Genomic DNA, 24804 nt, shown 5'->3' with positions numbered 1-24804 from the left:
GGCCTGACGGGCATGCTGTGGCAAAGCCTGCCGGTGTCCGCCCTGGTGCTGGCGTTTTTTGCCCTGGTCTGGCTGCTTATCAAGCGTACCGACACCGGCGTCGCCTTTTATGCGGTGGGCGCCGATGAAACCGCCGCCGCGCTGTCCGGCATCGCCGTCAAGTGGATGCGCTGCAAGGCGTTTATCCTGGCCGGCTGCTTCTACGGCGCGGCGGGATTTATGCTTAGCGCCCAGACCGCCACCGGCGATCCCAACTCCGGCCTGCCCTTTCTGTTGCTTTCCTTCGCCTCGGTGGCGCTGGGCGGCACCAGCCTGGCCGGCGGGCGCGGCGGCGCGTTCGGCTCGATGGTGGGCGCGGCGGTGTTGCTGTTAATGCAAAAAATGCTGTTCGCCCTTGGCGTCTCATCGTTTTATATCGGCTTCTTCCAGGGCGTACTGCTGGTGCTGTCCATCCTGTGCGAGAAGATACTTAACCGTTCGCCGCGCACAGGAGCGCATTTATGAGCAAAATCTCCCTGGCGGCGCCGGAAGCCGCACGTCTCGACCGGCGCGCCAACGCGCGCATGAGTCCCGAGTCGGTCGCGCCGGTATTGCTACTTGGCCTGACGGTGATAATGATCCTGGCGTCCCGCCTGATAAGCCCGTCCCTGGGCTCCTGGTCGCAGGTCCTGATGATCGTCACCCTCGGCTCCTTTTTGCTGGTGGTATCGTTCGGCCAGGGGTTGGTCATCCTGTCCGGCGGCATGGATCTGTCGGTGGCGTCGCTTTTTATGTACGGCGGCGTCATGTCGGCGGGCATGATAGGCGCCAACGGCGACAATATCGCCTATATGCTGCCGCTGATCCTGCTGTCCGCCGCGGCCATCGGCGCCCTCAGCGGCCTGGGGGTCCAGCTGCTGCGCATTCCGCCGTTTATCATGACCATGGGCACCGGCATCATCGTCGCGTCGCTGGCGCTTGGCGCCACCGGCGGCAGCACCCTTGGCGCATCGCCCGAACTGCTGGCTGACCTCGTCAAGGGCAGCGTCTTCGGCGTCCCCTGCATCGTTGTGTTCACCGTGGTTTTCAGCGTGCTGGGCATCGCGGTCCAGACGCGCACGGTGTTCGGACGCAACCTGTACGCGCTGGGAGGCAGCCCGGGCGCGGCCAGGGTCGGCGGCATCCCGGTCGGCGCGGCCACCGTGGCCGCCTATGCCCTGAGCGCCTTATGCGCGGCTCTGGGCGGCGCGCTGCTCACCGGCTATTCGGACGGCGCCACCCTGCGCATGGGCGACCCTTACCTGCTGCCCTCCATTGCCGCGGTGGTGGTGGGCGGCTCCTCGATATTGGGCGGCAAAGGCTCTTTTATCGGCACCATCGCCGGATCGCTGTTTTTGATGACCGTGGACTCGGTGATTGCCGCCACCAGCCTCGGCCAGGGCTGGCGACTGATCGTCTCAGGCGCGATTATTACCGTCGCCCTGTTATGCCAGTCCGGTTCGGCGCATTCATTCATCTTATTATCAGGAAAGGCCAGGACACTGTTTAAACGTTAATTTACACCGAATAGTTGAACTCAACTTAACAAGCCGATTGGGAGTGAATATGTCAATGCAAACACGTCTTAAAAGATGTGCGGCCGCGGCCGTGGTTTTAATAGGATTATCAGGTTATTTTTCGGCGGCGCAGGCGGAAGATGCACCAAAAAAATATAAAATATTCCTGAGCTTGAGTTATAGCGGAAATAATTGGATGAGCGAGACGGCGAATATTATCAAGTCTCTGGCGAAAACACCGCCTTATGACAAAATAGTGGATTTGCAGGAAGTTATTTCCGGTACCGACCCACAGGCGCAAATATCGGCTTATGAAAGCATGATTGCCGCCAAAGCGGACGGCATCATCAGTTTCCCCATTTCACCCACCGCCTTGAACCGCGTGATTCGGCGCGGCTGCAGCCAGGGCGTTAAGTTTTTCATGTTTGATTCCACGGTAACGGAAAAATGCGCCTATAACATCAGCTATATTTCAGCCGGCGCCGGCGAAAATATGGCCCAGCAATTAGTAAACGATCTGGGCGGCAAGGGAAAGATATTTATGAATCGCGGCGTACCCGGTACCTCGGTGGATAAACGCCATTTCGACGGCGCCATGCATATATTTAAACAGTATCCGGGAATTTCCGTGGTCTCGGAATACTATGGCTATTGGGACGACCGCATCAGCCAGCGGGAAACCGCCAAGGCCCTGGCGGCCCATCCGGACGTGGACGGTATTTGGTCTGAACTGGGCGAAGCCGGCGTATTAAACGCCGTCGCCGACCGTAAAGGCCGGATGATGCCCATCATGGGGGAAAACATGAACGGCTTTCGTCTCGGATTCCTCAATGACGACTACCGCAAGCGCGGTCTGACCGGCGTCTCCGCCGGTTCCCCCCCCGCCACCGCCGGCTACGCGTTCAAGCTGATGATGGAAGTCTTGACCGGTAAACGCAAACTGGAGCCGACCAATATCGAGTATCCGCTCCCCTGGGTCGCCGCCGACCAAATGAAGCTGTGCCAGGGCGGCGTCATTGCCGACGGGTGTAATGTGTTCGCGGCCAATCTGGTGCCGGAAGGTTTCTCGACCGAGATCTACCACCCGGTTTTCCTGCCGGAAATCACCCTGGATTCGGCGCTCAAGGGCATCGCCACACCGGGCACGACCATCCAGCCCCTGCCGGCGGAAATCACCAAAGCCGCGGATGAACCGGGTATCAACTGCGAACGCTGTCAGGCGGCGCCGGACCAGTACAAGCTGACCAAAGTCCAGCCGACGGTGAAACCCTAACGCGCCGGCCGGCAAACTCAGACCATTTACCCGATGGCCGCGCGCCATCGGGACAGGAGACCGCAATCCATGCAACAGTCCCTACCCCAAGCAGCCGCGGGCACGCAAGGCATGCGCCTGACCTCGGTATCAAAATCCTATGGCGCCACCGTGGCGCTGGAAAGCGTCTCATTGACTATCGAACCCGGGCAGGTACAGGCGATCCTGGGGGAAAACGGCGCCGGAAAATCCACGCTGGTGAAAATTCTCTCGGGGGTGGTGACGCCCAATACCGGCATCATGACCCTGGAAGGACAAAATTATGCGCCGCGCTCCCTGCTCCAGGCCCGTCATATCGGCGTCAGCACCGCGTTCCAGGAGCTCAGCCTGTTGCCCAATCTCAGCGTCGCGCAGAATTTTTTCCTGCCGCGCTCCCTGAAACAACAGCTTATCATCACTTCGCCAAAACAGATGACGCGCCGCGCCGAAGCGATTTTAGCCGATCACGGCGTACAGGACATCTCGCCGCATGCCTGCGTCGACACGCTCTCCCTGGCCGCGCGCCAGCGGGTGGAAATCGTTCGCGCCATGCATTACCGTCCCAGGCTGCTGTTGCTGGATGAGCCCACCGGCGCCCTGGCCGATGTGGACTGGCTGTTCAGGCTGATACGCCGTCTCACCGCCCAGGGCACCGCGGTGCTCTATATCTCGCACCGTCTGGCGGAAATCCGTGAAATCGCCAGCCATGCCATGGTGCTGCGCAGCGGTAAAACCATCTCGACGGTGGATCTGAAGCGGGTGACCAACGCGGACATTTTCGAGATGATGGTGGGACGCCGCTCGACGCACGCACAGGCGCGCGGACGCCCCTCGCCGTCGCACCCGCCGGGCGCCGCGCTGACGGCCAACGATCTGGGCGGGCAAAATTTCAGCGATATTTCTTTTGAACTGCGGCGCGGGGAAATTCTTGGCGTGGCGGGACTGGAAGGCCAGGGACAACGGGAGCTGTTCCGCACTCTGGCAGGCCTGATGCGCCACGACGCGGGACAAATGCTGCTGCGCGACCGCGAAGTGATATTGCGCAGCCCCCGCCATGCGCTGGGGATACACGGCGGCGTGGCATTCGTGCCGGAGGACCGCAAAAGCGAAGGGATTTTCCCTACCCTGTCGGCCGGCGCCAATATCACGCAATCCATGCTGCATCATTTAAGCCGGCTCGGGTTTATCCGCCGGGACAAGGAGCGCCGGGCGGTCAAAAGCGTGGCGCCGCGGGTGGAGCTTGATGAGCGCTATCTCTCATTTAAAATCAGCGCCCTTTCCGGCGGCAACCAGCAGAAAGCCTTGATTGCCCGCGCCCTGCTGACCGGCGCCAGCACGCTGCTGCTGTTTGATCCCACGCGCGGCGTGGATGTGGGCACCAAAGAAGTGATCTATCAGGCCATCAAGGCGTTTGTCGACAACGGCGGCGCGGTGTTGATCTACTCAACAGACCTGGCCGAACTGCAAACGCTGGTCGACCGCTGTCTGGTTATGTATCGTGGCCGCATCGTGGCCGATTTGCCGCGCGACAAACTGGATGAAGGCCAAATGGTCGGGCTGATGACGGGCAATACCGGCGAATGATGCGCTAAGGCGCCGGACGAGGGGGAGCCAAATCCGCGGTTATGCCTGCCGCCCGTTAATTTTTCACCTAAAGAAAAATATTTATGTATAATGTTATAACATCACATTTAAACTCGGACCCGCCGTTGCTGGAGATTAAAGGGATTACCGCCGGCGCCCATGGCCGCCCGGCGCTGCTTAAGGCGGTCAGCCTGACGCTTGGTAATCATCAATGCCTGGCGGTGATAGGCCCCAACGGCAGCGGTAAATCCACGCTGCTGCGCGCTATTATCGGCGAAATCACGCCGGCGTCGGGTACTATCCTGCTCGACAGCCGGCCCTTGGACAGCCTGTCCAGGCGGGAGCGCGCCCAGGGCATAGCGCTGATGGCGCAAAACGACATGCCCGACCTGCGGCTTTCGGTTGCCGAATACGTCGGGCTGGGACGACTGCCGCATCATGCGGAGTTTAGCGCGCGGCGGCATCAGGAAATCATTGACCAGGCCATCGAGGACACCGGCCTGCCGGCGCTGCGCCGCCGATTGCTGGGCACCTTGTCGGGCGGCGAGCTTCAGCGGGCCGGGCTGGCGCGCGCGTTCGCGCAAACGCCCCGGGTGCTGTTGCTTGACGAACCGACCAATCATCTCGATCCGCTGGCACGGACCCAATTACTCGGCCTGGTGCGCGCGCGCGGCATCGCCACTATCGCCGTGCTGCATGACCTCACCCTGATTGAAACCTTTGCCGACCGGGTGGCGGTACTGCAGCAAGGTCGCCTGGTGTGCTGCGACATCCCGGAACGGGCGCTGATATCCACGTGTATCGAACCGGTGTTCGGCATGCGCAGTTTTACCGTGCCGCATCCCGCCACCGGGCTGCCTTTACGCATTTTCGAAGCATCGTTACGCACGTGACGGCGTTGTTGACCTAAGGAGGGTTATCCGTGAAAAAATGTCCGAAAAAATATCTGCTGTCGGTGGTATTGTGTTTGCTGGCAACCTCGGCCCAGGCCTCGGGTTTCCCGGTTACGGTCTCCAGCTGCGGGCAGCCCTTGACCTTTACCCAGGCGCCGCAGCGCGCGGTAATCCACGATCTGAACATGACGGAAATGGCGTTTGCCCTGGGATTGCAATCCCATATGCGCGGCGTAACGGGTATCACCGGCTGGTATAAGGCCACGCCGGAATTCACCCGCCAACTCGGCGGCATCCCGGAACTGGCGCCCAAATACCCGACCCTGGAAAATCTGCTGGCGGTCAATCCCGATTTCTTTTTTGCCGGCTGGAACTACGGCATGAAAGTCGGCGGCGAGGTGACGCCGCAATCGCTGGCCCGTTTTGGCGTGCCGACGCTGGTATTGACCGAAAGCTGCGTGCATATCGGCCAGCAAAAACAGAAGGCCACCATGGATCTGCTGTACGGCGATATGCTGAACCTGGGCAAGATTTTCGGCCAGGCGGAACGGGCGCAGGCGCTTATCGACGGCTGGCAAGCGCAGATAGCCGCGCTGCGGCAAAAAATCGGCCAACACCCGCCGCTAAAGGTGTTTGTGTATGATTCCGGCGAGGATAAACCGTTCACCAGCGGTCGTTATGCCATGCCCACGGCGCTTATCGAGGCCGCGGGCGGGCGCAATGTCATGGATATGCTGGACACCAACTGGGGCACCACCTCCTGGGAGAGCGTGGCCACCGCCGAACCGGATCTGATCATCTTGCTGGATTACCAGACGGGCGGCGGCGCGCAGTCGCTGCAAGACTTCCTCGAGCGCCACCCCTTGATGAAACACACCCCGGCGGTGATGAACCATCGTTACCTGAAATTGCAGTATGCCCAGCTGACGCCGGGACCGGCCAACATCGAGGCCATCGGCCAACTGGCCCGGGCGCTGTATCCGGACAGTTTCCGGTAAATAAGGCCGTTTTATGCGGGAAAGCGTTTAATGAGGGATGGCATTTAATGAGGGATAGCGTTTCATGAAGCAGCGGGGCGGTGGATTTGCGCTCATCATCACCGTGGCATTGCTGGCCCTGGTGCTGATGGGGATGGCCAATGTGGTGTTTGGCAGCACCTCGCTCACGCCGGATGAAATACTGTCGGCCCTGGGTTTCGGCACCCGACCGGCCGAACCAATGGCGGCGCGGATCGTACTGGAGATCCGCCTGCCCAGGAGCCTGCTGGCGATGTTGACCGGCGCCGGCCTGGCCATGGTCGGCGCGTTACTGCAAACCACCACCCGCAACGATCTGGCCGATCCCTTTTTGTTCGGTCTCTCCTCCGGCGCCTCCGCCGGCGCGGTGGCCGTCATGACCCGCCTGGGCGATCGGCTGGGGGACTGGGCATTGCCGGTGGCGGCCTTTGCGGGCGGCGTGGTATCGGCTCTGGCCGTCATCCTGCTGTTTTTACAGCAAAAGTCGCGCGGCGCGGCGCGTCTGGTGCTCGCCGGCCTGGCGGTATCGTTCCTGTTCGGCGCCCTCACCAACTTCCTGGTGTTTTCGGGCGACCAGCGGGCGGCCAGTTCCATCCTGTTCTGGTCCCTGGGCGGGCTGGGACTGGCCCGGTGGGACAACATCGGTTTTGCCCTGGCGGGACTTTGCCTGCTGGGGGCGCTGGCCGCCCTGCGCTGGCGGGCGCTGGACGCCCTGCTGGCCGGGGAACAGAGCGCGGTGTCGATGGGCATCAACGTCACGGTTTTGCGCATCGAAGTGTTTTTATGCTGCGCGTTCGCCACGGCGCTGTTTGTCGCCCTGACCGGCGTCATCGGGTTTATCGGCCTGATGGTGCCGCATCTGGCGAGGCCGCTGGCGGGGGTGCGCCACCGGTGTTTATTGCCCATGGTGGCGGTGCTGGGCGCGTTGCTGATGTCGGCGGGGGATTTACTCAGCCGCAGCCTGCTGGCGCCGCAGGAACTGCCCATCGGCATTATCACCGCCGGCGTCGGCGCGATATTTGTCCTGGCCCTGCTGATGAGGCGGGATTAAAGCGCATGACCATGCCCGCTTAAGTTTCCTTAAGCGGGATGAATGGTGCGCTTTACCGCCGGCAAACGCTGGCGACTCAGCGTTTGCCGCCGACGGCATCATGCGGCAAATCCCCATAAGGACATTCCGCCACGCCGATGGTGCCGCGGGTGATGCGCTCCACGTTTTCCTGCGCTTTTTTCGCATCAAGCACCCAGGTGCGGTAGAAATCAAACGGACATTCGGCAATGCCCTTTTCGCCATCGCCCGAATGATAGACGCCGGTATAGCCCCGATGGAGCAGTTTAAACAGATGGTTCTGCGACTGATCGTATTTACGCGCATCGCGGATTTCAGGTATCGACAGTTGGGCATACTGGATGCCCATTTCCTCCTCGCCGCATTCGCCCAGCGTATGGCCGTCAAATCCGATAATGGCGGAATGGCCGAAATAGGTATAAACGCCGTCGAAGCCGGTGCAGTTCGCCACCGCGACATAGCAGTTATTCGCCCAGGCCATGGCTTTGGAAATCAGCACCTGCTGGTCTTTCGCCGGATACATATAGCCCTGGCACCTGACAATCAACTCGGCGCCCTTCATGGCGCAGTCACGCCATATTTCCGGATAATTACCGTCATCGCAGATGATAAGGCTGATATTGATCCCTTTCGGCCCCGCGACCACATGGGTGGTGTCACCCGGATACCAACCTTCAACCGGGACCCACGGCAGGATTTTACGGTATTTCTGGACAATCTCGCCCTGGCTGTTAATCAGGATCAGGGTATTGTAGGGGACTTTATTCGGATGCTCCTCATGCCGCTCGCCGGTAATGGAAAATACGCCCCACACCTTGGCCTCGCGGCACGCCGCCGAAAAAACCGCCGTTTCGTCACCGGGAATGGTCGACGCCGTCATCATCATTTCGTCCGGATCGTACATAATGCCCATGGTGCTGTACTCGGGGAAAATAATTAAGTCCAATCCCGGCAGGCCTGATTTAACGCCTTTTACGACATCCGCTATTTTTCGCGCATTCTCCATGACTTCCTCCCGGGAATGCAGACGCGGGATTTTGTAGTTTACAACCGCGACCCCGACACTGGTCGGGCTACTGGAAATATCACCATGGCGCATAATAACTCCTTACACGTATTTAAGAAAAAGGTTATCCATACATCGTTGCGATGTGAAATAGAATAATAATACTCTATGCCAACGTATCCATGGATTTTTTATGGCCGTACTTTTTATTGCGAAAATAATGAAAGACTAAAAACAGCAGCATTAAAATAACAAACCCCGCCCCGATCATAGTGAATACCAGCTCATTAAAAGCAATGCCGGGATTAAATTCGACCGTGATATTATAAACAGCCACAAAGAAGGACATAAATACAATCAGGTAGCCCAGGCTATTGCGCCAAACGGTTTTTGTCTGCATTGACTCCGTTTGCCGGCTCAGCCGGTTAACAATTCTGCCGTCCAGGGTATCTGTTATCATCATGCCGGTGGTAAATACGCATCCCATCACCGCCGCATACACCGTCTGCCAATGTTGACTGGTGTTGCTGGCAACATACCCCCAGGCCGCCGCCTGCGTCGCCGTATCGAATACCGCGGCGAATATGACCCCGACCAGGATAATGGACAGCGGATTGGACTGTTTTAATAATCTGGTAGGGAACAATTTCATTTTCCAGCCGACCGGGCGGTAATGCGCGCTGTTCATAAGCGTCCATAAATTTGTCACGCCAATGGCAAGCAGCATTAACGTCGGCAGCCAATCAAGGGAAAAACGCACCGCCGGGGGCAAGGTAAAGGTTTGCGTAAAATAGCTGACAAAAATGGCTATGCCGGTCACCAGCCCGCCATGGCCGATGGCAAACAATGTCCCCACCCATTTGGCATGGGCGTGCTTATGTTTGATGGAATGCCAGGTCAGGCCGTCAATACAGGCGATATGATCGGGATCAAGACCATGCCTTAATCCCAGGGCAAACATGATCAGTAAACTTGATAGCTGTAGGTTTAATTCAGTCATGATATATTCACTCCGTTCCGGGGGAGATAAACGCAATGGGAAAATTCAGCTTTCAGCATCTCGGGATCAAGATCCCTGCCAATCACCACCAGTTCGCTTTCCTGCACGGCATCCCCCGTCCAGGCATCGAGATGGTCTAGCGCGGTAAGCATGCGCACGCTTTGAAATACCACCGGTTGCGCAAACCCCTTGGCATTCAGAAGACCTTTGGTCCGAAGCATTTTATCGCCATCCACCTCGAGTAATGCGGTCATCCATGCCATGAAACGGTTAATATCCAGCGGTGAGCGTTCCCGTAGCACCAGGGTGGAAATAGAGGGGTCATGCTCATGGGCATGATCGGTTAATAAATCAGGCTCAATTTTCAATTTTTCCGTCAAACTAAAACCACGGGTATTGATCAGTTTGGTCAAATCAACCCCGCCATATTCACTAACGTGAATCCGGGCGATGGGATTGATTGAACGAATACGCTGCTTGACCTGATGAAGCCTTTCTGGCGTAACCAGATCGGCTTTATTCAGGATGATAATATCGGCAAAAGCAACTTGCTCTTTTGCTTCCATACTGCCTGCAAGGTTTTTATCAATATTTACCGCATCCACCACCGAAATAAACGCGTCCAGCTGGGTATGGCGGCTTATCTCATCGGAGACAAAAAAAGTGGACGCCACCGGTGCCGGATCGGCAAGACCGGTGGTTTCGATAAATATATATTCAATATCATCCGAACGCCGCATCAGCTGATCAATGGTTTCTATCAGGTCACCGCGCACCGTGCAGCATAAACAGCCGTTATTAAATTCAATCAGCTGCTCATCGCTATGTGTGACCAACAGTTTTGCGTCAATGCTCATTTCACCGAATTCATTGACGATGACCGCAATTTTAGCGCCTTCATTTTGCGAAAGCATATGATTTAACAAAGTCGTTTTTCCGGAACCTAAATAGCCGGTAATCACGGTTATGGCGATATGTCGTTCATTAATCATAATAGCTCCTGTTGCTGCTGACCTTTATGTCGGCAACCCTGATGATGAAAAATGCATCCTGGAAGAGCGGATTATTATTGCGGCGTGGCGACCACCGTTTCCGTCATTTTCCGGATCGCGTCCTCACGAATCACTTTACGGTTGGCCGGCGGCAACACATCGCCCCGCAGCTGATCGTAGGGCACCACCACCCAGCAAGCGCATCCCCAGATACATTCGCCAGCCATGCCTTTAAAACGAATGGCGGGCTCGGAAATCATCGGTCCGAGATCGATAAGCCAGGCATGTTCAGCCAGCTTTGCCTTCCAGTTGAGCGCATCGTAATTCTTTTGGCTATTCCAGAACGCGGCCAGATCGGTTTTTGCCACCCCGGGTAAAATCACATTGCAGTAAGACGTCAGGGCATCGAAAAATTCGTAATGATAGACTTGCAACGACGAGCCGGTGTCCATCAGATAGTTGCCGGTAATAGCTTCCTTGACGTTGTGCGTCAGCTTTTCCAGGTTCATATCGCGGGAACAATGGATGTGCAGTTCGGCAAAATCGGTTTCGAAACTGTCCGCCAAGCCGTCAAAAGTCGCGATGAATTTGGTCCACTGCGCCAGGGTTTCATCCCAGACATCGCCGCTTTGGCCAGGGAGCACCTGTACCCCGGGATGGGTTAGCTTGGCGACGTTAAACAACGTCCAGTTGCGGGATTTGGAACTGATGGTTTCATGCGGCGCGCCGGTGAAGCCGGTCGGACGTAAAGAACGAAACAGCACCCGGCTCTTGTCAAGCACCGCGAAGCGCATAAAAGAATCGGCGACAAAACGGTTGGTCACCAGTTGTTTAAACTCATGGCGCACCTTTTGATTGCCGGTATCGGTATAGGAAGACAGCCGCTGCCAGCTTTGCTCCGGATTTACCACAAAGAACCCGCCGGTAAAGGGGCTCCGGTACAGATCACCCCAGACCGTGGTCACGCCCGCATTTTTATCGTCATCGAGCATGCAATCGAGTTCATTAAGCGTGGTGTACAGCCCGGGACTTTCCTTATAAAGCGCCGGATCGCCGCTGTGGGGCAACTGGCCGACGCCTATCACCGGCATGCGGCGCCCCAGCTTTACCGTCGCCAGATGACGCGCCAGGTCCACCACGATCCCGCTGCCGGTTCCCCCCGCCAGGCTGAAAGACACGGTGATCATGGAAGGCAGGGTTGCCTCTTCAATATGGCTGACGAATTGGTCCAATGCTTTATGCATGGGACGGTCGCCATCATAATAGGCATTGGCGTATAACCCCTTGGCGATGGATCGCGGGAAGTGCTCGCCCGGCTTGGGGAATTTGGTGTCATGCGGCACATAGGATTCGTAGTTCGGATTCCAGTAATAACGCGGATATTCCAGCTTCAGGTATTCCCGCGTGCGATTCATACCCGAAAAATAGCTTTCCGTATCCTTCATCTCCAGCACAATAGCCTGAAATTGAAAGCGCGAAGCGGGAATGCCGCGTTCCTCAAGGCGTTTTACCAATGCGCCGGCGTAATCCTTAACGATATGGATATCCTGGTCGCCGATATCAACCACCATGGCGGCAAAGCGGGCGCGCGGATCCTCCAGTAAATCCTCGACTTCACCGGTGCGCAGCAAGGCTTCCACATACGCAATGCCGGTCCTGCCAATACCGATGGCATGCAAGCAGTGCGGAGCCTGGACACCGGTAGCGCTGTTATATAAAGAAGCTGTCATTTTATATTCTCCTGGGATACATGAGTAACATTACGCATATTCGGCCGAATATGCGGTATAAAGACCCAACTTAATAACAAAGGATTCAACAGCGAATAGAAAATGTTTCGGTTTTATCCAAAAATCCTAGATCTCGTAAAATATGCGCAACCGAGGTTGCCCGCTCATTGGCGACATATAAGATATAGTCTTCGACAAATAACCCCGGGTCAGGGGATATAATACCTTCCTCTATTAACCTGACGCCTTTTTCCAGGTTTTCCCTGTGCAATTGTGTACGCCAAATAGGTGATGAGATGGTAATAGCCTTATTATCGACTTTCTCGATATGCAGAAATTTGTCGCCCACAATAGTGGGAACCTGATAACCGTCACCGTATTTCTTGATCACATCGTTCCAGCTAAGCGGCATGGCGGACTCCTTTATATTTCGCCCCGGATGGCCGGGTACGGCAGATTTATCCACCGTTTGCCCGTGGTGATATTGCGGGCGGCCACGCCGGTCTGCGTGTCGGAAGGCTCGCAAAGCAGCAAACCTTGTTCGAGCAATAAGGCATGGCAAAGCCGTTTTTCATGTTGGCTGCAGGCGTCATAACGCGCTTTGGCCCGCGCAAACAGCCGCAGGTCGCTTTTCGCCAGGCACGGCAGGACAAACCGTAGCGCTTTAGCCGTCCCGGCCGCGTAATGATTTACCACAATCTCATCGCCGAAAGCCTGGCGGATGGCACGGGTGAGTTGTTCGGCCTCTTTTTTACTGAAACGCGCGCTTACCAGTTCAATAAAAGCCGGTTCATAACCATCGATTATACCGAGCCGTGTGTTCAACGCGGCTGCCGGGGAGGCATCTTTTACCGCCAGCATAACCAAAACATGCAGCCAGCGGCCGCCCCACGGGGTGCGCGCGGCGGAATGTTGCGTTAATGGCGCCGCCAGCCAGTTAAGCTGCCGCAGTATTTCCCACAACCCTGCCCCGGCACGATCCTGCAACAAAGTGGATAACGCCTTATACAGCATTCCCTCTTCCGGTGTGTCCATATCCAGGTCCGGCACCATCAGGAAACCGGCGGTAAAAGGATTTTTGAATAATTCGCCGCATGCCGGCGTCAGGCTCTGGTTCAGCTCCTCATTACACAGGCATTCCAGTTCATTTAATGCGGTATACACATTCGCCGTCGCCCAATCCTCCTCCGCCGCCGGGGACGGTGCAATGCCGATGCCGGTCACCAGGATCCGCCGGCCAAAACGCACGGTGGATAAATGCCGGCTGAGATCCAGCGCCATGGCGCTACCGACCGCATCGGCCAGGGAAAACACAATGCAGACCACCGATTCTGTTTCAGTCTGTCCGACGCTGCGGCTGAATCTTTTCAACGCATGCCAGGCGGGCCGTTCACCGTGATAATAGGCCCGGCTGTACATGGCCTTGACATAAGCGCGGCGCAGGGGGCCCTTATCCGGCGCGTGTCGCTCCGCTTGCGTCAGCCAGGGAGAGAATGTCTCCGGGCTGGGTATCAGGGGATATTCCAGTTGGAGCTGCGCGGCGTGCCGGCTGAAAAAATCGCCCAGCGCGTCGGGGTTACCGCGTTCGATTGACAATGATTCATAAAAGTATTTTTTGCGGTCCAGGGCCGCGGGCAAGGCGGGCAGCCCAGCGCCGGACTCTCCGGCCATATCCACCGACAGAATGCTGAGACGCGACTGTTCATGATCTAAAAGCGTGTCGGGCATCTGGCGGATAAACTGACGCAAAAACGGGTTTGCCGCCGCGCCGATACACACCAGATGGACACTGTAGGGAATCGCCTCATCATCGCTGATACGATGTATGCCCCGGGTTAACGCATCCAATTTGCGCTGGCGCAGTTTGGCGTCGGTGCTGCCGATAGCCGGGACCGGCCTGCCGCGTAATAAATCAATCCCAATCGTTGATGGCATACATTACACCTCATCTCTGTGTGACATTTCAGCCCGGCGAAAACGTTACCCGCCCTCGCTGACCAGCGCGTTCCATCGGCACGTCGGCAGCCTGGCCGGCGGCAAACCGACGGGCGTTATATTCCATCAAGGCAAAAAAAAAGAGCCTCCTGAAATGCGTGGTTGAACGCATTTTTGGAGGCTCTCTTGCCTGGAGTGATATCGGCCATCTGGGCGATAACATGGTTAAACCTTAATCATCAGGATGGCTGAAGTCAACACCCCGGCAACATAAGACCAATTTTTTTAACCTGTTGATTTTAGGCATTATGAATATAGCGTTTTTTAAATTTCCTTTAATATTAAGATAGTTACATAAAGGATGGCCTAGAAGATCTTTTTCTTATAGGGCAAAAAAAATCATTATCAGACTTAAATATCACAAAAAATAATCATATTGAATTTATATGCTGAAGAAAATGAAAATCATGGCGGGTTTGGCAGGATGAAGGAGGATTTATCACGCATTTCATGAGCGGAGAAGTATAAGTTAATATGATTCACAAGCTTGTTGCTTTATTTTAAATTCTGTTTTTAACTACAGGGCATCGCGGTTGGAGATTAAATTCTGACAATTTATTCAGCAAAGTTCCTGGTAGGCGATGAACAAGGAAATGATCAAATGACTACAAAAAAACACAGCGATGCCGTGAGGGTTGGCGTATTATTTTCCTCAACGGGATTTACTTCTAAAATTGAGCGTTCGCAAATGGAAGGGACACTATTTGCCATTGATGAAATAAACCAAAATGGAGGAGTTAATGGCAGGGAAATTATACCTTTTTACTATGACCCCGCCAGTTCACCTCACGCGTTTGCCGCCTATGCGGAAAAGTTGATAAAAAGGGATCAGGTGAACGTGATATTCGGCTGTTATATGTCAAGCACGCGAAAGGCGGTCATTCCCATTATCGAAAAATGGCAAAAATTACTGTTTTATCCCACACCCTATGAAGGATTCGAATTCTCAAATAACATTATCTACACAGGCGCATCGCCTAATCAAAACAGTTTTTTTTTGGCTGACTATATGGCCAGTCATTATGGCACTCGCGTTTATATGGTCGGCAGTAATTATATTTATCCTTATGAATCAAATCGTATTATGAGCGACTTCATGACTAATTTCCCGGGCGGGGCGGTAGTGAGTGAACGTTACATGGATCTTAATGCCGGCCGGGAAGATTTTCGCAGCATTGTGCAAGACATTAAATTGGCGCGTCCTGATTTTATTTTTTCCACGGTGGTTGGCAAAAGTACCCAGGAATTTTATTTGGCTTGCCACGATGTCGGCCTACATCCGGATGAAATTCCGATAGCCAGTCTAACCACCAGCGAAGCGGAAATATCAGAAATGAAAAGTGGCGTGGCGGCCGGGCATATTACTTCAGCACCCTACTTTCAATCTATTGATTCTAAATGTAATAAAGATATTATCAGCCGTTTTAAAAAAAGCCGGTTTTATACTGTTGAACCGAATATGTGCTGGGAAGCCGCCTATTTCCAGGTACACTTATTTGCTAATGCCATGAAAAAATCCAACAGCGATGATATCAGTCAGCTCTTGCCACATCTGCTCAACAGTGAATATGACGCCCCCCAGGGTAAGGTAAAAATCAATCCGCATAATAACCATACGTTATTGTATCCCAAGATTGGCATGGTTGATAATCAAGGCCAATTTTCCATCCTTAAAGAAGTGAGCCAAGGGGTGGATGCGGATCCTTACTTTGTCAACTACTCGCCGCCTGGGGTTGATAACGATGACCAATAAAATTTTCAACCGGGCGAAAAACAAAAGCGCCAGCCTGCGTTTTTTTAAACGGATCAGGAACTGTAAAGTTGCTATATTTCATCCCGATGATGAAGATCTGAAAATCCTCACGGAGCAATTGCACCGTATCGGTTGCCAGAGCCTGATTTTATGGCCGCCGATAAAAGAGGTGCCTGTCGATATAGACGCGATATTCTGGGCGGTGCGCATGGAATATTTAGCCGACGAATACCTGATGCAGCATACGGATATCCCGGTCATAGCCATCATCAATTACGAAAACCCCACCGTTATCGACGCCGCGCTGCATTTGGGAGCCAAGACGCTGATGAGCAGTCCCATTCGGCCCATGGGCGTACTGTCAACCCTGGTGATAGCATTTAATAATCATCTTGACTGGAAGGATTTACACCGGCGCGTGGACAAACTTTCCACCAAATTACGCAGCGCCGACGTTATCAGCCAGGCCAAGGTGATTATCTCGACCGTGCGCGGCGTTAATGAAATCGACGCCTATACGATAATACGTGAGTTGGCGATGAATGAAAGAATGTCGATAGAAGACATGGCGAAATCATTGATTCGCGCCAATGAATTGCTCCAGCTGAATAAAAAAAGACACGACGAAAAATAACCGGCGCCCCTGGCGGCGCGGTTTGGGATACCCCTCTCGCCCGCCGGGCAGCGCCGGCGGGGCCGCCGTTCAATTACAGCCGTTCGATTACCATCGCAATCCCCTGCCCGCCGCCGATGCACAACGTCGCCAATCCCAGGGTTTTATCCCTGGCCTGCATGGCATACAGCAGCGTCACCAGGATACGGGCGCCGCTGGCGCCGATGGGGTGGCCCAGCGCGATGGCGCCGCCGTTGACATTGACTTTCTCCGGGTCCCATTGCAGGCTGCGGCCCACGGCGCCGAACTGGGCGGCAAACGCCTCGTTGGCCTCGATCAAATCGATATCGGACAACGCCACCGCGCTGTTTTTCAGCGCCGCCAGGGTGGCGGGCACCGGTCCCATGCCCATCAGCGCGGGATCGACGCCGGCGCTGGCATAACCACGGATGCGCGCCAAGGGCGTTAGCCCCAGGTCGTGCGCCATCCGCCCCGACATCACCACCAGCGCGGCCGCGCCGTCGTTGATTCCCGAGGCGTTGCCCGCCGTTACCGTACCGTCCTGGTTAAAGGCGGGACGCAGTCCGGCCAGCTTTTCCAGCGAGGTTTCCGCCCGTGGATGTTCATCGGTATCAAATACCCGATCGCCTTTTTTGCTTTTAATCACCACCGGGGTAATTTCCCGGGCAAAGGCGCCGGCGGCAATGGCGGCTACGGCCTTTTGCTGCGAGGCCAGCGCGATACCGTCCTGCGTCTCGCGGCTGATGCCATGCGCGGTCGCCACGTTTTCCGCCGTGATCCCCATATGATAACCCGCCATGGCGCACATCAGGCCGTCCTGCAGGATCACATCCCGCACTTCGTCGTTGCCCAGCCGATAGCCCAAGCGCGCCCTGCTGCCCAGTAGGTAGGGCGCCAGGCTCATATTTTCCATTCCGCCGGCGACAATCGCCCGGGCGTCGCCGGCGCGGATGGCCTGCGCCGCCAGCGCCACGCTTTTCAAACCGGAACCGCACACTTTATTGACGGTCAGCGCGCCGACCCGAAACGGGATACCGCCTTTAAGCGCCGCCTGGCGCGCCGGGTTCTGTCCCAGCCCGGCCTGCAGCACGTTACCCATGATCACTTCATCAATCATATCCGCGTCAATACCGGCGCGGCCTAGGGCCGCCTGAATCACCAGGGCGCCCAGATCCACCGCCGGCGTCGAGACCAGCGAACCGTTAAAACTGCCCACCGCGGTACGGGTGGCGCTGACGATTACCACGTTATCCATGATTTTTGTCCTTAAAACAGAAGGAGGCCGATAATAAAAATCGGACAGGAGAACAACAGGGCGGTGACGCAATAGCCCATGATGTCGCGTACGCCCAAACCGGCGATGGCCAGGGCGGGCAGCGCCCAGAAGGGTTGCGCCATGTTCATCCACTGTTCGCCGTAGGCTATCGCCATGGTGGCTTTGCCCAGATCGGCGCCCAATGCCTTGGCGGCGGGGATCACGAACGGCCCCTGGATAACCCAATGCCCACCGCCCGACGGCACGGCGAAATTGATCAGCGCCGAGCTGAAGAAGGTCATGATCGGGAAGGTATCTTTATTGGCGACGTCGATAAAAAACTGGGTGATCATGCCGCCGAGGCCGGAATGCTCCATCATCAGCTGGATACCGGCATAGAACGGGAACTGCACCAGGATGCCGGCCGTGCTGCGCGCGGCGGCGGTAATGGCCCGCATATAGGCCATCGGGGTTTTGTGCAACAATAATCCGCCAATCAGAAACATCAGGTTGACGGTGTTGATAGTCAGGTTGAAGCCGTTTTTCCAGAAATACATGCCCAGATAGCACAGGCCGATGGCGCTGATAATCAAGGTCATGATCCGGCTTTCTTCCATCCTTTCGGCAATCGAGGCGTCGGCGGCCAGTTTTTTCTGGAAATCGGGTTCTTCCTGCAGCAATGCCGGGTCAATGGTTATCACCCGGCCGGCTTTCGGCACCATCATGCGGGTGACGAAGGGCAGTACCACAATCAGCGCCAGAATGATAAAAATGTTATACCCCGCCAGCAGGGTATGGCTTACCGGGATAATGCCGGCGATATGCTCCACCGGATTGCCCGGCGTCGCCGCCAGCAGCGGCATGGATCCCGAAAAGCCGCCGCCCCAGGTCATAAACCCGATATAGGCGCAGGCTATCAGCAGCGGGTAGTCGGAACCCGGCACCCGCCGCGCCACTTCGCGGGCAAACATCGCCCCGACGATAAGGCCGAACCCCCAGTTGATGACGCAGGCCACCAGCCCGAAGAACGTCACCAGCATCACGCCCTGCGTCGGGGTTTTCGCCAGGGAGGCGATATCCTTCAGCAGGCGTTTGACCGGGGACGAGCTGGCAAGGGCATGACCGGTGACGATAATCAAGGCCATCTGCATGCCGAAGGCGAGCAGGTTCCAGAAGCCGTCACCCCACATCTGCACCATGTCCAGCGGCGTATGCGGGGTAAAGGCCACCCCGATGCCAAACATCAGAATGGTCAGCAGCATGGCGAAGATCAGCGGATCGGGCAGGTAACGGTTCACCACCACCGTCATGGCGCGCGCGATTTTTCCAATCATAAGTCCGCCCCGGCCATGCCGATCGGCATCTCTTTGACATCGGCGGCCACCTGATACTGCGCGGCGGTTCGCGCGCGGATGGTCTCAAGTTGGACCCCGGGCGCGTACTCTTTCAGCACCAGCGTACCGTGGCTGAAAACAAACACCGCCAGTTCGGTCACCACCACGCTGACCTTGTTTTTCGCCGTCAGCGGCAGGGTACATAACGGCATGATTTTCGCCGAGCCGTCTTTGGCGTTATGCTCCATGGCGATGATGACCTTGCGCGCGCCGGTCACCAGATCCATGGCGCCGCCCATGCCAGGCACCATTTTGCCCGGCACCATCCAGTTGGCGAGATTGCCCTGCTGATCGACCTGCAGGCCGCCCAGCACGCTGACATCCACATGGCCGCCGCGTATCAGGGCGAACGAGAAAGCGCTGTCGAACATCGCCCCGCCCGCCACCAGGCCGCAGGGTTTGCCGCCGGCGTCCACCAGGCTGGCGTCCGGCCGGGTCACGGGGCCCAGGCCAAGAAAGCCGTTTTCCGATTGCAAGGTGATATCGATATGCCGCGGCAGATAATTCACCACCTGGGTCGGCAGGCCGATGCCCAGGTTCACCACATCACCATCGTTCAGTTCCAGCGCCACGCGGCGCGCAATGAGTTCTTTGGCGTTCATGCCTGTATCTCCCGGGGAATAACGAGGTAGTCGACCAGCGCGCCCGGCGTAACGATATGTTCCGGCGGCAGGGCGCCAATAGCGACAATACTGTCGGCCTCGGCGAACACCCGATCGGCGGCCAGGGCAATCAGCGGATTAAAGTTGCGGGCGGTGAGCCGGTAGGTCAGGTTGCCGCCGTAATCGGCGGTGTGGGCCTGTATCAGCGCCAGGTCGGCGCGCAGCGGCAGTTCCAGCAGGTAGTCCACCCCGTCCAGGGTGATCTTGCGTTTGCCCTCCTCCACCACGGTGCCGACGCCGGTCGGGGTCAGCACGCCGCCGAGGCCGGCGCCGCCGCAGCGGATGCGCTCGATCAGGGTGCCCTGGGGGACCAGCTCTACCTCGATCTCGCCGGCTATCATGCGCCTGCCGGTTTCAGGATTGGTGCCGATATGGGAGGCGATGACTTTCGCCACGCGTCCGCTGGCTATCAACGGGCCAACCCCGGTATCCACAAATGCGGTGTCATTGCCGATAAGCGTCAACGCCTTCACGCCGGAATCCAGCAATGCCTCGATCAGGCGCGCGGGGGTGCCCACCCCCATAAAACCGCCGAACATAATGGTCATGCCATCATGAAAATGCGGGGTGACATCGGTTATTGTTATTCGTTTATCTTTCATCGTAACTCCTTGGTTTTCTCCGCGCTGGGAGTGGCTAAGGAATTGCAATGAACAGACCAGTTATGGCGGCGGGAAAAATAAAACACCATCCATGGTAATTAATTGAAAATAAACATAAATAAAAAAGGCCAGGGCTGATTATTATTAATAACCAGCCCTGGCCTGTGAAATGAATTGCGCGGGTGCGCAGTTTATTTCTCACACCCCCCCGGTATATTTGTGATCGCGATTAAATAACGCGCGACCCGCGCGGCGCCCAAAAAAATATGCCGTGAATTATGATGTTAATAATTATCAGTCTTTATTAATATATTGTTCACTTATTCAATGCAATATTCTTGCAATTTATATATCAACGCGCGGCGGCTGATGCCGAGCGCTTTGGCGGTTTGCACCCGGTTGCCCTGGTAACGGCTTAATACCTTAACGATAAAGTCCTTTTCATAGGATTTCATGTGCTCCTTCAAATTCAGCTCGCCATCCATGCCGTCCACGCCGTCGTCCGCCGGCCCGCAGGGCTTGACCGGCTGGAGCTGCCCGGGCAGGTCATCGGCAAAAATCATGTATCCGGTGCTCATCACCACCGCCCGCTCAACCGCGTTGGACAGCTCGCGCACATTGCCCGGCCAGCCATAGTCCTCCAGGGCGCTCAGGGCGCCGACATCAAAACCAATAATTTCCTTGTTGTTTTCAGCATTGAATTTTTGCAGGAAATGGCGGGCCAGCAGCAGGATGTCTTGCGGACGTTCGCGCAGCGGCAGCGCCGACAGCTGCATCACGTTAAGCCGGTAGTAAAGATCGCGCCGAAACGACCCCTGCTCGATCATCGCGGCAAGATCGCGGTTGGTGGCGGCGATGATGCGGATATTGGTCTTAATCGTCCGGCTGCCGCCCAGCCGCTCGAACTCTTGTTCCTGCAACACGCGCAGCAGCTTTACCTGCAGGTTAAACGGCATTTCCCCTATTTCGTCCAGCAGCAGGGTGCCTTGGTTGGCGCGTTCAAACAGTCCCTGGCGCTGCATCTGCGCGCCGGTAAACGCCCCTTTCTCATGGCCGAACAGTTCGCTTTCCAGCAGCGATTCCGGCAGCGCGCCGCAGTTGACTTTGATAAACGGCCCTTTGGCGCGCGGACTATTATAATGGATGGCCTTGGCGATCAATTCCTTACCGGTGCCGCTTTCGCCGGTCACCAGCACGCTGGCGCTGCTTTGCGCCACCTTGGCGATGGTGCGGCACAGTTCCATCATTTTCGGGTTATTGGTCAGGAAACGATCGCAGCGATAGCTGTCGGATAATTCGCGGTGCAGCAGATTTATTTCCCGCTTCATCTCCCGTAATTGCAGGGCGCGGCCCATCAGCAGCTTTAATTCATCCAGTTCAAAGGGTTTCACCACGTAATCAAACGCGCCCAGACGCAGGGCTTCCACCGCCGTTTCAATCGCGGCATAGGCGGTCATCAGGATAATCGGCACATCCTGATGTATGCCGCGCATGATTTGCAGCGCCTCGATACCGTCGATATTCGGCATGCGGATATCCATTAAAACAATATCCGGCTTATGTTCTTTGAACAAGGCAATCGCCTGCTCACCGTCATCGGCGCAGGTAATGTGATGGCCATTTTGCGAAAATACGGCGGTCAGCATGATGCGCACGCTTTTTTCGTCGTCGGCGATAAGAATATGATAAGGCTGGTTCATAGCGTTAACCCGTGATTTTTTTAATCGGAAGAATAAGGGTCACCGTGGTCCCGCGCTGGAGCTCACTGTCAATGATAATATCCCCCGCGTGATCGTTGATAATCCGCTGGGCGATGGATAAGCCCAGGCCGGTGCCGGAAGGCTTGGTGGTAAAAAAGGGGGTAAAGACTTTTTTGCGCGCCTCGGCGCTCATGCCGATACCCGTATCGGTAATTTGTATCCGCAGTTTATTCGGCGCCTGCAGACCGGTGGATACCGTAACATCCCCCCTGGCCGGAATAGCCTGCACCGCGTTGATCATTAAATTCAGCATCACCTGTTTAAGCAATCCGGCATCGGCCTCGATATCCGGCACCGTGTCGTCGAGCCGGATATGGAAATCGATGCGGTTATTGAGCGCATTGGTGAGCACCAGCACCAGCGTTTCGCGGATAATCTGGTTAACGGCAATAGGCTGGAAACTGCGCGTATGCGGGCGGGCAAATTCCAGCAGCTGTTCGATGACTTTATTGATCGAGCGTACTTCCTGTAACACTATCTGGATATATTCAAGGCGCTGCGGGTCTATTTCACCTTCTTTTAAATATTGCACGAAACCGCTGATGGCGGTGAGCGGATTACGGATCTCATGGGCGACCCCCGCCATCAGCTCACCCAACGTCGCCAGCCGCTCGGCCTGGGCGATATGGCGCTGCATTTCTTTTTGCGCGGTGAGATCGGTAAAAATGACCAGCGCGCCGATAATATTGCCCTGCGCGTTGCGCAGCTGGCTGCTGCTGGCCTTGATTTGCAGGATTTGTTCCTTGGCCGGATAGTCCACCTCCACCCCGACGTGATCGATGCCGCGCATCAGCGTATCCAGCACCGGGCTGTGATAGCCCTCTTTTTCAAATAAGGATTTGTAATGCTTGCCGATCAGTTCGTCGCGCCGGTAGCCGGTAATGGCGCGCGCCGCGGGATTACACATGATAATGCGGCCATGGATGTCCACGCTTATCATGCCGTCGGCGGCGCTTTCCACGATCAGTTCATTGAGCGTTCGCGCCTCGCGCAGCGCGTGGGAAAGATGATTGATATTATCGGCGATGCCGCCCATCTCGCCTTTCAGCGGCGGGATACGGGTATTTAAATCGTAGGGAAGCTGGCTTAATCCTTTTTTAATCACCTCGACGTCGCGGGACAGCCGATGGGAAAAGGTAATGATCAAAAACAGGCTGCCGACCAGCCCGATGCTTATTACGCTTAAAATACTGGCGTCCATCGCCAGCGCCTGTTTGTCGATATCATGGGATAATTCATTGGCCCAGATATATCCCACCACCTCGCCGTGGCGTCTGATCGGCGTCATGGCGTTCATGATATTGCCGCGCACCTGGGAACCGGATTTGATCAATGGCTCGCCGGTGGCCATCACCGTGCGGCCGGGGTGATCGGTCGGGATGGCGAGGCCCACGGTATTGCCGTACTGCTGTTGCGGCGCGTAGGTAATGATGGCATCCAGCTGGCGGTGATAATAACCCGCCGCAACGTTTGGGAAGGCGGCGGTAATCGTATCGGTGACCTGTGATAAATGGTGGTTGAGCGCCCTGATGCGCTCGTCGCGGGGCAGATCGGGAAATAAACTGAAGCTGTCCCCCAGCGCCGCATTCAGTAAATGGGTCACCGCGTACAGCTTGTTTTGTTTTTCGCCGATCAAGGCGTCCCGTCCTTTCACCTCGACAATATAAGACATCAATAATATTGGCAGGAAGACCATAAAAACGGCCAGCAGGATCATTTTGCCGCGCAACGTCTTGGGCAGCAAACTGGGAAAACCGGAGTATATAATGCTGGACACGGATCCTTTTCCAATGAATAAACTCAAGCCGCAAGCGTAACACGCCGGCAATTCCCGCGGTGCGATCCTGTTAACACCGTGGGCGGCGGGTTGCCGCCGCGGGCAAAGGCCCTCCAGACGCCGTTTTGTTAGCCAAATGCCATTATTCCGGTGATTTCCAGGCTAAAATAACGCCATAGCGGCCGCTATCGCCCGCCGGCCCCGCGCCGGCATGGGCTGAACATCCAGCCTTCCCCCTCCACCTATCCAGGGAGTTTCCGTTATGACAACCAAAAAGATTTTGCTGCTGGTCGGCGATTACGTTGAAGATTACGAAACCATGGTGCCCTTCCAGGCGCTGCAGATGCTGGGCCATGTCGTGGACGCCGTCTGCCCGGATAAGGGCAAGGGCGATTACGTGCTGACCGCCGTCCATGATTTCGACGGCGCCCAGACCTACAGCGAAAAGCCCGGCCATCGCTTTGTGCTTAACGCTGATTTCGCCCAGGCGCGGGCGCGGGATTATGACGCCCTGGTCATACCGGGCGGGCGGGCGCCGGAATATCTGCGGCTTAATCCCGCGGTCATCTCTTTGGTGCAGGATTTCGACGCCGCCGATAAACCCATCGCCGCCGTCTGCCACGGCCCGCAAATCCTGGCGGCGGCCGGCGTGCTGAAGGGCCGCACCTGTAGCGCCTATCCGGCCTGCGCCCCCGAGGTTCGCCTGGGCGGCGGCACCTATGCCGATATCGGCGTCGATCAGGCCTGGGTGGATGATAACCTGGTGACGGCGCCGGCCTGGCCCGCCCATCCGCAGTGGCTGGCAAAATTTGTCGAGCTGCTTAACCGCTGAGTGGCCGTTGCCGTCGCTCGTCGG

The 24804-nt window shown here is 56.3% G+C and carries 22 protein-coding genes; 10 read left to right on the top strand and 12 right to left on the bottom strand.

Going from position 1 to position 24804, the window contains the following annotated elements; all coding sequences use genetic code 11:
* The 7 genes from VGC33_RS17080 to VGC33_RS17050 form a co-directional block, all read left to right on the top strand.
* A partial coding sequence (locus tag VGC33_RS17080) for an ABC transporter permease (protein ID WP_414636951.1) occupies positions 1-504 on the top strand: 504 nt, incomplete at its 5' end.
* On the top strand, positions 501-1535 hold the full coding sequence (locus tag VGC33_RS17075) for an ABC transporter permease (RefSeq protein ID WP_331121966.1): 1035 nt from the start codon (positions 501-503) through the stop codon (positions 1533-1535). The genes VGC33_RS17080 and VGC33_RS17075, both read left to right, overlap by 4 nt.
* Before the next feature lie 49 nt (positions 1536-1584).
* Positions 1585-2808 (top strand): sugar ABC transporter substrate-binding protein, encoded by a 1224-nt coding sequence (locus tag VGC33_RS17070; protein WP_331121965.1) that lies wholly within the window; start codon positions 1585-1587, stop codon positions 2806-2808.
* 69 nt (positions 2809-2877) lie between these two features.
* On the top strand, positions 2878-4410 hold the full coding sequence (locus tag VGC33_RS17065; protein WP_331121964.1) for a sugar ABC transporter ATP-binding protein: 1533 nt from the start codon (positions 2878-2880) through the stop codon (positions 4408-4410).
* A gap of 83 nt (positions 4411-4493) precedes the next feature.
* A complete protein-coding gene (locus VGC33_RS17060; RefSeq protein ID WP_331121963.1) occupies positions 4494-5303 on the top strand; it encodes an ABC transporter ATP-binding protein in 810 nt (269 codons plus the stop codon).
* Between the two features lie 53 nt (positions 5304-5356).
* On the top strand, positions 5357-6301 hold the full coding sequence (locus VGC33_RS17055) for an ABC transporter substrate-binding protein (RefSeq protein WP_414636953.1): 945 nt from the start codon (positions 5357-5359) through the stop codon (positions 6299-6301).
* A 64-nt stretch (positions 6302-6365) separates the two neighbouring features.
* A complete protein-coding gene (locus VGC33_RS17050) occupies positions 6366-7370 on the top strand; it encodes a FecCD family ABC transporter permease (RefSeq protein ID WP_331121961.1) in 1005 nt (334 codons plus the stop codon).
* A gap of 76 nt (positions 7371-7446) precedes the next feature.
* On the opposite strand, the gene VGC33_RS17045 is transcribed toward VGC33_RS17050, so the two are convergent.
* The 6 genes from VGC33_RS17045 to VGC33_RS17020 all read right to left on the bottom strand — a co-directional run bounded on the left by VGC33_RS17045 (position 7447) and on the right by VGC33_RS17020 (position 14051).
* Positions 7447-8487 (bottom strand): aliphatic amidase, encoded by a 1041-nt coding sequence (locus VGC33_RS17045; protein WP_331121960.1) that lies wholly within the window; start codon positions 8485-8487, stop codon positions 7447-7449.
* A 73-nt stretch (positions 8488-8560) separates the two neighbouring features.
* Complete coding sequence (locus tag VGC33_RS17040) at positions 8561-9394, bottom strand: HoxN/HupN/NixA family nickel/cobalt transporter (protein WP_331121959.1); 834 nt, start codon at positions 9392-9394, stop codon at positions 8561-8563.
* Positions 9391-10386 (bottom strand): CobW family GTP-binding protein, encoded by a 996-nt coding sequence (locus VGC33_RS17035; protein ID WP_331121958.1) that lies wholly within the window; start codon positions 10384-10386, stop codon positions 9391-9393. The genes VGC33_RS17040 and VGC33_RS17035 overlap by 4 nt, the downstream gene beginning before the upstream one ends.
* A 74-nt stretch (positions 10387-10460) precedes the next feature.
* Positions 10461-12116 (bottom strand): hypothetical protein, encoded by a 1656-nt coding sequence (locus VGC33_RS17030; protein WP_331121957.1) that lies wholly within the window; start codon positions 12114-12116, stop codon positions 10461-10463.
* Positions 12117-12201: 85 nt separating this feature from the next.
* The gene (locus VGC33_RS17025; protein WP_331121956.1) at positions 12202-12528 is read right to left on the bottom strand and encodes a hypothetical protein; all 327 of its coding nucleotides are present in this window, start codon (positions 12526-12528) and stop codon (positions 12202-12204) included.
* A gap of 11 nt (positions 12529-12539) precedes the next feature.
* Complete coding sequence (locus VGC33_RS17020) at positions 12540-14051, bottom strand: FtsZ/tubulin family protein (protein ID WP_331121955.1); 1512 nt, start codon at positions 14049-14051, stop codon at positions 12540-12542.
* A gap of 661 nt (positions 14052-14712) precedes the next feature.
* On the opposite strand from VGC33_RS17020, the gene VGC33_RS17015 reads away from it, so the two are divergent.
* Positions 14713-15864 (top strand): transporter substrate-binding domain-containing protein, encoded by a 1152-nt coding sequence (locus tag VGC33_RS17015; RefSeq protein ID WP_331121954.1) that lies wholly within the window; start codon positions 14713-14715, stop codon positions 15862-15864.
* A complete protein-coding gene (locus tag VGC33_RS17010) occupies positions 15854-16498 on the top strand; it encodes an ANTAR domain-containing response regulator (RefSeq protein WP_331121953.1) in 645 nt (214 codons plus the stop codon). Before VGC33_RS17015 ends, VGC33_RS17010 begins: the two co-directional genes overlap by 11 nt.
* A gap of 73 nt (positions 16499-16571) precedes the next feature.
* Here the strand turns inward: VGC33_RS17010 and VGC33_RS17005 are convergent, their stop codons facing one another.
* From VGC33_RS17005 to atoS, 6 genes are all read right to left on the bottom strand, one after another.
* Entirely contained in the window at positions 16572-17753 is a 1182-nt protein-coding gene (locus VGC33_RS17005; RefSeq protein ID WP_331121952.1) for an acetyl-CoA C-acetyltransferase, read from the bottom strand.
* Positions 17754-17764: 11 nt separating this feature from the next.
* Entirely contained in the window at positions 17765-19087 is a 1323-nt protein-coding gene (locus VGC33_RS17000; protein ID WP_331121951.1) for a TIGR00366 family protein, read from the bottom strand.
* Positions 19084-19749: a 3-oxoacid CoA-transferase subunit B gene (locus VGC33_RS16995; RefSeq protein WP_331121950.1), complete on the bottom strand. Its 666-nt coding sequence runs from the start codon at positions 19747-19749 to the stop codon at positions 19084-19086. The genes VGC33_RS17000 and VGC33_RS16995 overlap by 4 nt, the downstream gene beginning before the upstream one ends.
* A complete protein-coding gene (gene atoD, locus VGC33_RS16990; protein WP_331121949.1) occupies positions 19746-20411 on the bottom strand; it encodes an acetate CoA-transferase subunit alpha in 666 nt (221 codons plus the stop codon). Before atoD ends, VGC33_RS16995 begins: the two co-directional genes overlap by 4 nt.
* A gap of 320 nt (positions 20412-20731) precedes the next feature.
* Positions 20732-22111 carry an acetoacetate metabolism transcriptional regulator AtoC gene (atoC, locus tag VGC33_RS16985; RefSeq protein ID WP_331121948.1) on the bottom strand — a complete coding sequence of 460 codons (1380 nt, stop codon included), beginning with the start codon at positions 22109-22111 and terminating at the stop codon, positions 20732-20734.
* Between the two features lie 4 nt (positions 22112-22115).
* On the bottom strand, positions 22116-23948 hold the full coding sequence (gene atoS, locus VGC33_RS16980) for a two-component system sensor histidine kinase AtoS (protein WP_331121947.1): 1833 nt from the start codon (positions 23946-23948) through the stop codon (positions 22116-22118).
* A gap of 262 nt (positions 23949-24210) precedes the next feature.
* Between atoS and VGC33_RS16975 the strand changes: the two genes are divergently transcribed.
* Positions 24211-24780 carry a DJ-1/PfpI family protein gene (locus VGC33_RS16975; RefSeq protein WP_331121946.1) on the top strand — a complete coding sequence of 190 codons (570 nt, stop codon included), beginning with the start codon at positions 24211-24213 and terminating at the stop codon, positions 24778-24780.
* Positions 24781-24804 lie beyond the last annotated feature (24 nt).

Source organism: Acerihabitans sp., assembly GCF_036398755.1.
Taxonomy (GTDB): domain Bacteria; phylum Pseudomonadota; class Gammaproteobacteria; order Enterobacterales; family Enterobacteriaceae; genus Acerihabitans.
This window is presented reverse-complemented; position numbering and strand designations above follow the sequence as displayed.